8 protein-coding genes are annotated in these 7,321 nt (G+C 60.6%); 3 read left to right on the top strand and 5 right to left on the bottom strand.

The window, feature by feature from the left end; all coding sequences use genetic code 11:
* A partial coding sequence (locus ACILSL_RS26285; protein ID WP_395735048.1) for an ADP-ribosylglycohydrolase family protein occupies window positions 1-596 on the bottom strand: 596 nt, incomplete at its 3' end.
* 194 nt (window positions 597-790) lie between these two features.
* Between ACILSL_RS26285 and ACILSL_RS26290 the strand changes: the two genes are divergently transcribed.
* Window positions 791-1,534 (top strand): dienelactone hydrolase family protein, encoded by a 744-nt coding sequence (locus ACILSL_RS26290; protein ID WP_395735049.1) that lies wholly within the window; start codon window positions 791-793, stop codon window positions 1,532-1,534.
* 68 nt (window positions 1,535-1,602) lie between these two features.
* Here the strand turns inward: ACILSL_RS26290 and ACILSL_RS26295 are convergent, their stop codons facing one another.
* Window positions 1,603-3,327, bottom strand: a complete 1,725-nt coding sequence (locus ACILSL_RS26295) for an ABC transporter ATP-binding protein (protein ID WP_395735050.1) — start codon at window positions 3,325-3,327, stop codon at window positions 1,603-1,605.
* 70 nt (window positions 3,328-3,397) lie between these two features.
* Between ACILSL_RS26295 and ACILSL_RS26300 the strand changes: the two genes are divergently transcribed.
* Window positions 3,398-4,168 carry an RDD family protein gene (locus ACILSL_RS26300; protein ID WP_395735051.1) on the top strand — a complete coding sequence of 257 codons (771 nt, stop codon included), beginning with the start codon at window positions 3,398-3,400 and terminating at the stop codon, window positions 4,166-4,168.
* Here the strand turns inward: ACILSL_RS26300 and ACILSL_RS26305 are convergent, their stop codons facing one another.
* Together ACILSL_RS26305 and ACILSL_RS26310 are read right to left on the bottom strand one after the other, a co-directional pair.
* On the bottom strand, window positions 4,169-4,519 hold the full coding sequence (locus tag ACILSL_RS26305) for a hypothetical protein (protein WP_395735052.1): 351 nt from the start codon (window positions 4,517-4,519) through the stop codon (window positions 4,169-4,171).
* A gap of 81 nt (window positions 4,520-4,600) precedes the next feature.
* Window positions 4,601-6,163 carry a glucose-6-phosphate isomerase gene (locus ACILSL_RS26310; RefSeq protein ID WP_395735053.1) on the bottom strand — a complete coding sequence of 521 codons (1,563 nt, stop codon included), beginning with the start codon at window positions 6,161-6,163 and terminating at the stop codon, window positions 4,601-4,603.
* A gap of 89 nt (window positions 6,164-6,252) precedes the next feature.
* Here ACILSL_RS26310 and ACILSL_RS26315 point away from each other — a divergent pair, with 89 nt between their 5' ends.
* Window positions 6,253-6,624, top strand: coding sequence for a Dabb family protein (locus ACILSL_RS26315; protein WP_395735054.1), 372 nt, complete (start codon window positions 6,253-6,255; stop codon window positions 6,622-6,624).
* A 1-nt stretch (window position 6,625) separates the two neighbouring features.
* Here the strand turns inward: ACILSL_RS26315 and ACILSL_RS26320 are convergent.
* Window positions 6,626-7,321: HesA/MoeB/ThiF family protein (locus ACILSL_RS26320; protein ID WP_395735055.1), on the bottom strand; the 696-nt coding region annotated here is incomplete at its 5' end.

A 7,321-nucleotide genomic window follows, 5' to 3' on the forward strand; every position in this document is an offset into this window, starting at 1 on the left:
GCCCACGCGGGCGCAGTTTCGGAGATCGTGCTTTGCAGCTCGGCACCCTGCAGCAGACGGTGCGTGGCACGGGCGAAGAATTCAGCGCATTCGATTGTCTCGGGCGAGCGGTGCGTCATGATGGTCTGTTCAATCGCTGCGGCGACGGCTTCAGATTCGGGCTTGTCGGCGAAGAAGGCCATGAGTGGTGCGATGCGTGCAGGGCCTGCGAGTTCATCGGAAGGAGCACCGCTGGTGGCGGGTGTGGTACCGGCTTCGAGATTGGCGAGCGTTCCTTTCGTGGCCTTGTCCACGTAGTCGTTGTAGGTCGGCCACATGGCCTGCCAGTCGGCGAGGAAGGCGGTGGCGTCCCAGCGGCGTTCGCGCTGAAGAAACTCCAGCAGACGCAGGGCCTGATCTCCGGCATGCCCTTGCTCACCTGCCTGCTTGCGCGGATGGTAGGAGCTGGCACCCGGAGCTTGGTAGCCAGTCACCCGGCCATGCTTTTTCACGATCAAGGCGGGATCATAAATCCAGTGCACGCCCAGAGAGATGGATTCAGCGATGAAGCTGCCCTGCAGCATGCCGGTGAGGCGGGAGGAAAAGGATAAAGACATGTGAGGTGGGTTGTACTCGAAATCGGTTTGTGCCGGAGGCGCGTGGATTGTTCCTGGAGCGACATTCTTACGCCTGCTTGGCACAAAGGGGGACTGAAAAACGGCGAATGGAGAGATGCGTGCAAAGGAACGAGGACTTGTGTGTGTCCAATGCATTCGCCATCGTGGAGGCACATTCTCTTCATTTTATCCCAATGACTCTCCGCGAACCTGAAACCATCGAACTCTCCACCCCCACCGGGCCCATGCGTGCGCTGGTGCTGCGCCCGGCAGGCGAGGGGCGCTTTCCGGGGCTGCTGTTTCACTCGGAGATTTTTCAAAATACGGGGCCCATCTGCCGCACCGCCGCATTTCTGGCCGGGCATGGCTTCATCGTCGTGCTGCCGGAGATCTACCACGAATACCTGCCTGCGGGCACAGTGCTGGCCTACGATCAGGCAGGCTCCGATGTGGGCAACAAGCTCAAGATCGAAAAGCCCGTGGCGGCTTATGATTCAGACAATCGCGCCGTGCTGGACTACCTGAAGTCCCACCCGGACTGCACCGGGCGGCTGGGCTCCTTCGGCCCCTGCATTGGCGGCCACCTCACCTATCGCGCCGCCTTGCAGCCGGATGTTTCCGCCTCAGTTTGCTTTTACCCCACGGACCTGCACAAGCGCAGTCTCGGCGCTGGGATGAATGATGATTCTCTGGCCCGTGCCGCCGACATCAAGGGCGAGATGATGCTGGTGTTTGGCCGCCAGGACCCGCATGTGCCCGCCGAGGGGCGTGCCATGATCTACCAGACGCTTACGGCTGCTGGTGTGAACTTCACCTGGCATGAGTTCAATGCCGCCCATGCCTTCCTGCGCGATGAAGGCCTGCGCTACGATGCCGAGATCGCCCGTCAGGCGCTGGGCATGACGGTGGATTTTCTGCGCCGCTGCCTGTGTGAGTAGTGTACACGCCAGGCGGGGGGCTGACTGATGAATCAGCCCCGTCGTTCAATGTGCCAGTCGGGCGGGCATCACTCAGCCGCGATCAAGGACGTCCGGCACAGCTTGGCATACATGCCATCCTGAGCGATGAGTTCGTCGTGTGTGCCCTGCTCGATGATGCGACCGTGCTCCAGCACGTAGATGCGGTCGGCATTGCGCACGGTGCTGAGACGGTGGGCGATGACGAAGCTGGTGCGGTGCGCCATGAGGTGCTCCAGCGCCTCCTGGATCTGGCGTTCGGTCTCGGTGTCCACGCTGGCGGTGGCTTCATCCAGCAGGAGGATGGGAGGATTGCGCAGCAGGGCGCGGGCGATGCTGATGCGCTGCTTTTCACCGACGCTGAGCTTCACGCCGCGCTCGCCCACATGGGTGTCCAGCAGATCGGGCAGGCGTTTGACGAAGGCGTCCGCATTCGCGCTCTGCAATGCCTCCCAAAGCTGCTCATCGGTGGCATCACGTTTGCCGATGACGAGGTTCTCACGCACGGTGCCATTGAACAAAAAGCTCTCCTGCGTGACGTAACCGATGTGGCGGCGCAGCCAGGCTTTGTTCAGTTCGTGCACAGGCGCGCCGTCGATGGTGATGACGCCTTCATCGTATTCGTAGAAGCGGGTGAGAAGATTGATCAGCGTGGATTTGCCCGCGCCCGTGGGACCGACGAGGGCGATGGTCTGGCCGGGATGCGCATCGAGCGAGACGCCGTGCACGGTGGGCGTCTTGCCTGCGTAGCTGAAGCCGACATTTTCATAGCGCACATGGCCGGTGACGCCGGAGAGTTCGCGTCCTCCTGTGGTGTCGGCTTCCGGTTCGGCATCGAGGATGTCGAAAACGCGTTCTCCGGCAGCACGACCGGTTTGCAAAATCTGATTGAGCTGGTGCAGGCTTTCGATGGGATCGTAGAAAAACTTGAGCAGCAGCAGGAAGGCGGTGAGGTCACCGGTTTGAATCCTGCCGGCCATGAGCTGGCGCGCGCCCACCCAGAGCACGATGACCATGCCGGTGCTGGTGAGGAAATTCATGCCGGGGCGGTAGATGGACCAGATGCGCATGACGTGGAGCGTGGCGGTGCGCAGAGCGCCGCTGGCGCGGTTGAAGCGGTCATGCTCCTCGCGCTCCATGGCATAGGCCTTGATCTGGCGCATGCCAGAGACGTTGTCCTGCAGCAGGGAGTTCATGGCGCTGCTGGCCTTGCGCACCTTCCTGTGGCGGTTCTTGGAGGTGCGGGTGTAGAGCAGGGCACCGGCCATGAGAAAGGGCAGGGGAATGAGGGCGTAGAGCGTCAGGGTGACGTCTGCCTGGAGCATGAAGCCGCCCACGACGACGATTTGCAGTATGGAGATGAGCCCCTGCTCAAGGCCATCAATGAGCACACGCTCCACGGAGGGGATGTCCTCGGCCACGGTGGTCATGATGTCGCCGGAGGGGCGGTTGTCGAACCAGCGGAGAGGCAGGGTTTGCAGGCGCTGGTAGATGTCGCTGCGGAGGTCATAGATCACCTTTTGCTCAAAGGTGTTGTTGAGCTGGATGCGCAGGGAATTGAACAGGTGCTGGGCAAAGTAGGCTGCCAGCGCCCAAAGTACCAGTGGGCCGAGGCGGTCCCACTGCTTGCCCGGAACGACGACGTCCATGACCTCACGGGTGATGTGCGGGAAGACGATGACCATCAGGGTGCCGATGATGGCACAGGCGATCTGGGCGGAGCCGAGCCAGGGATAGCGACGAAGATAGGAAAAGACGCGGGCGATGGTTTTCAATCGGGATGGGAGCTTGATGCGTGCGGGTTAGCAGCTATCTAGCATACGACCTACAGCAACAGGCATATACATGAAATACCATCTGGCACGCGGCGAAGAACAGCTCGGCACCTTCAATGATCTCGATGTGAGCGCCGGATTGCGGGAGGGCCGTTTCAAATCCACCGACCTTTGCTGGGCGGACGGCATGGCTGAATGGAAGACGCTGGGCAGCCACTTGCAGGAACTGAACATGGAGGAAGCGGCTGTGCCATCCGTCTCCGAGCAGCCCTCCATCAGGGCCCTGCGCGCCGAAGTCCGGCAGGATCAGGTCATCCGTCTTGAGATGGCGTCAGTGGGTCAGAGATTTGCCGCCAAAATGATCGATTTCGCCCTGATCATCGTGCCGATGTGGGTCGTTCTCACCATGGTATTTGATCAGGCGTTTGTGGAGGAAACCCAGAAACTGCAGAACGATCCGACGGCCATGGTGAACGCCATGCAGAAGCGGGCGGAAAAGCTCCAGGCCTCGGGCGGCATGAAACTGCCGCTCGCAAGCTTGGTATTTGATACCGCATTGATCGTGAATGTGGTGTTGCTCACCCTGCGTGGTCAGACGATCGGCAAACTTTGCCTGGGCATTCAGGTGGTGCGTTTTCCTGAAGGGACGAGGGCTGGTTTTATCAAGGCCTTGCTGCTGCGGTCCATCCTCTTCTTCATTCTTCTCTTCACCAGCTTCGTTTACTTTGGAGGCGTAGGATTGATCCTGCTGATGGCTGATTCCCTCATGATCTTCCGCAAAGACCGCCGCTGTCTGCATGATCTGGTGGCCGACACTCTGGTGACCAAACGAAACAGGTGATTACGGGGCTATGCCCGGCTTGCTGTTGCTCTGATACTTGTTGATCTCCTGCATTCTTTCACGCTGTTCGGGAGTGAGATCACGCATTTTATCACGATAGCGGTCGGTCACACCGAGCACAAAGCAGGAGACATCCACCACCAGGATGGCCATGGCCACCACGATGCCATAGCGCTTCAGGGCTTCATCAATGACTTTGTTCTTGTTGACGGAGAAGGTCTCCGATTTGGAGAACATGGACTGAAACAGCCGCCGCCAGCCTCGTGGTTCCCGGGCAATGCTGAACGACCAGATGAAAAGGGCGGTCAGTATGACGCAGGCGATTTGGTAGGGGATGGGAATATCACGCATGACTTTATCGCCGAAGGACGGCTGGCTTCACAGGGGCGCAATTTATAGGGTGCCCATGTAAGGTGTGCAAACGGCGATTTGTCACGGAGCTGCGAATTGATCGAGCGCCGGACTGTCCCCGGCGGCAACAATCCGGGCCTGGCCATTCGCGGCCAGGTGATTGAGCATGTGGAAGGCATCCTCAGCATCAATTCCAAGCTGGGCGGCCACTTCATCAGCCGTGCGGCCTGCAGCGGTGAGTGCAGCGCGCACCTTGGCAAGCTGAGTCAGGAAGTCTGTGGCGGCCTTTTTGCCTGCCTCAACGCCGGGCTGGTGATAGGCGTTGATGTTGACCAGGCTGGCGTAGAAGCTGACGGCGCGCTCAAACAGAGCAATCAGCATGCCCAAGGTGAAGGCATTGAGCTCGGGAATGGTGAGCGTGATGGATTCGCGGCCTTTCTCCGCCAGTGCCTTGCGCGTGCCGCGCAGGAAGCCCTGGAGGTAGTCGCCCGTGGTGAAGCCGGGATCGACTTCGAAGGAGGCGGTGTCACGGGACTTGGCCACGTCGATGAAGGTGACAAAGAAATTGTTCACGCCATCGCGCAGCTGCTGCACGTAGGCATGCTGGTCGGTGCTGCCTTTGTTGCCATAAACGGCGATGCCCTGGTTCACCACGGCTCCGTTGAGATCATGCTCCTTGCCAAGGCTTTCCATGACGAGCTGCTGAAGGTATTTGCTGAAGAGTACGAGCCTGTCCTTGTAGGGCAGCACCACCATGTCCTTCAGGCCCCGGCCTTTGCCGGCCTGGTGCCACATCAGCGCCAGCAGCATCGCGGCGTTTTCGGTGGCCGGACGCTGGCGCGTTTCCACATCCATCGCAGCGGCTCCGGCAAGGAACTGCAGGACGTCCACGCCCTGCAGTGCTGCTGCCAGCGTGCCCACGGCGCTCATCAGGCTCGTGCGGCCGCCCACCCAGTCCCACATCGGGAAACGGGTCAGCCAGCCCTGAGCGGTGGAGTGCTTGTCCAGTTCGCTGCCCACGCCCGTCACGGCGACGGCATGCTTGGCAAAGTCGAGCCCTGCGGCCTTGTAGGCGGCTTCAGCTTCGAGCATGCCATTGCGCGTTTCCTTGGTGCCGCCGGATTTGGAAATCACGATGGTGAGGGTTGTCGCCAGCTCGTCACCGATCTGGGCCATCACGCGGTCAATGCCATCTGGGTCCGTGTTGTCGAGGAAGGAGATGGCCAGCGGCGGGTTGGCCGGGGTGATGGCATGCGCCACGAGCTGCGGGCCGAGGGCGGAACCGCCAATGCCCACGACGAGCACGCGGGTGAACTTCTGGCCGTTGGCGGCAGTGATCGCGCCGGCGTGAACATCTGCGGCGAATTTCAGCGTGGCTGCGAGGGTCTCACTGATCTCATGCTGAAGCGCGTCATTGGGGGCGAGGCGGGCATTGCGCAGCCAATAGTGGCCGACCATGCGCTGCTCATCCGGATTGGCGATGGCTCCGGCTTCGAGTTCGATCATCGCCTTGTAGGCGGACTCAATGCGTCCGGCCATGTTGGTGAAGATGTCATCCTCAAAAGCCATGCGGCTGATGTCGATGGAAAATCCCAGCTTGGAGTAACGGACAAAGTATTTTTGAAAGCGGTCCCAATGGCTCATATAAGTCGTTTAAGGAGCATGCACGATGCCACGGCGCAACCTGTTTGAGGCGTTGACGCAAAGAGCACTTTGCGTCATTCTCGCGCACCATGAAAGCCGCCCTCTTCGCTCTCGCCCTTCTTCTCTCCGCCATGACCACCCTTGCCACCGCCGCAGACGCCCCCTACCGCCACGTTGTGTTCTTCAAATTCAAGGACAGCGCCACACCGGCCGAGGTGCAGGGCATTGAGAACGCCTTCATCGAACTCACCAAGAAGGTCAACACGGTCACCGCTTTCGAATGGGGCACGAATGTGAGCCCGGAAGGTTTGAACGACGGTTTCACGCATTGCTTCCTGGTCACCTTCAAAGACAAGGCGGGCCTTGACGTGTATCTCCCGCATCCAGAGCATTCGGCCTTCGTGGCCAAGCTCAAGCCGCTGCTCGACAAAGTCTGCGTGGTCGATTTCGTGGCGAAATAAATCAGCCGCACACCGCGCAGTCGTCCCGCTTCGGCAGCCGAATCTTGCGGAACTGCATCGTGGAGAGATCCATGGAGAGCAGTTCCCCGCAAAGCGTCTGGCCGATGCCGGTGATCAGCTTGATGACCTCCATGGCCCCAATGCAGGCGGCGGTGCCTGACACCGCGCCAAACACCGGGAACTGACGCTTCCACGAGGGGGGCACTTCGGGTACGTAGCAGGCCAGACAGCCTGTTTTGCCGGGCACAAAGGTCGTCACGCTGGCTTCCAGCGTGTGCATGGCGCATTCCACCATCGGCTTGCCTGCACGCATGGCGGCGGCGTTCAGAGCCAGCCGTTCCTGAAATAATGGCGCGGCATCCACCACGAAGTCCGCCTGGGTCACCAGAGCATCGGCGTTATCCGGAGACACGTTTTCCGCGACGCCCACGATTTCGCAGCGGGGATTGAGTTCCTGAAGGCGGCGAACGATGGAATCCATGCGCGGTTTGCCGATGTGATCGTGCGTTTGCAGCAGCTGCCGGTTCAAATCGGACGGCTGCAGATCGCCGCCGTGGGCGAGCACCAGCTTCCCCACTCCCGCCGCAGCGAGTTCCAGCGCCACCAGACCGCCTAAGCCGCCGACGCGGGAAATCAGTACCGAGGCTCCTTTGAGCTTCCTCTGGCCTTCCGCACCCATTCCGGGCACCCACATCTG

Origin of the sequence: Prosthecobacter sp. (genome assembly GCF_044222345.1) — a bacterium.
Taxonomy (GTDB): Bacteria; Verrucomicrobiota; Verrucomicrobiia; order Verrucomicrobiales; family Verrucomicrobiaceae; genus Prosthecobacter.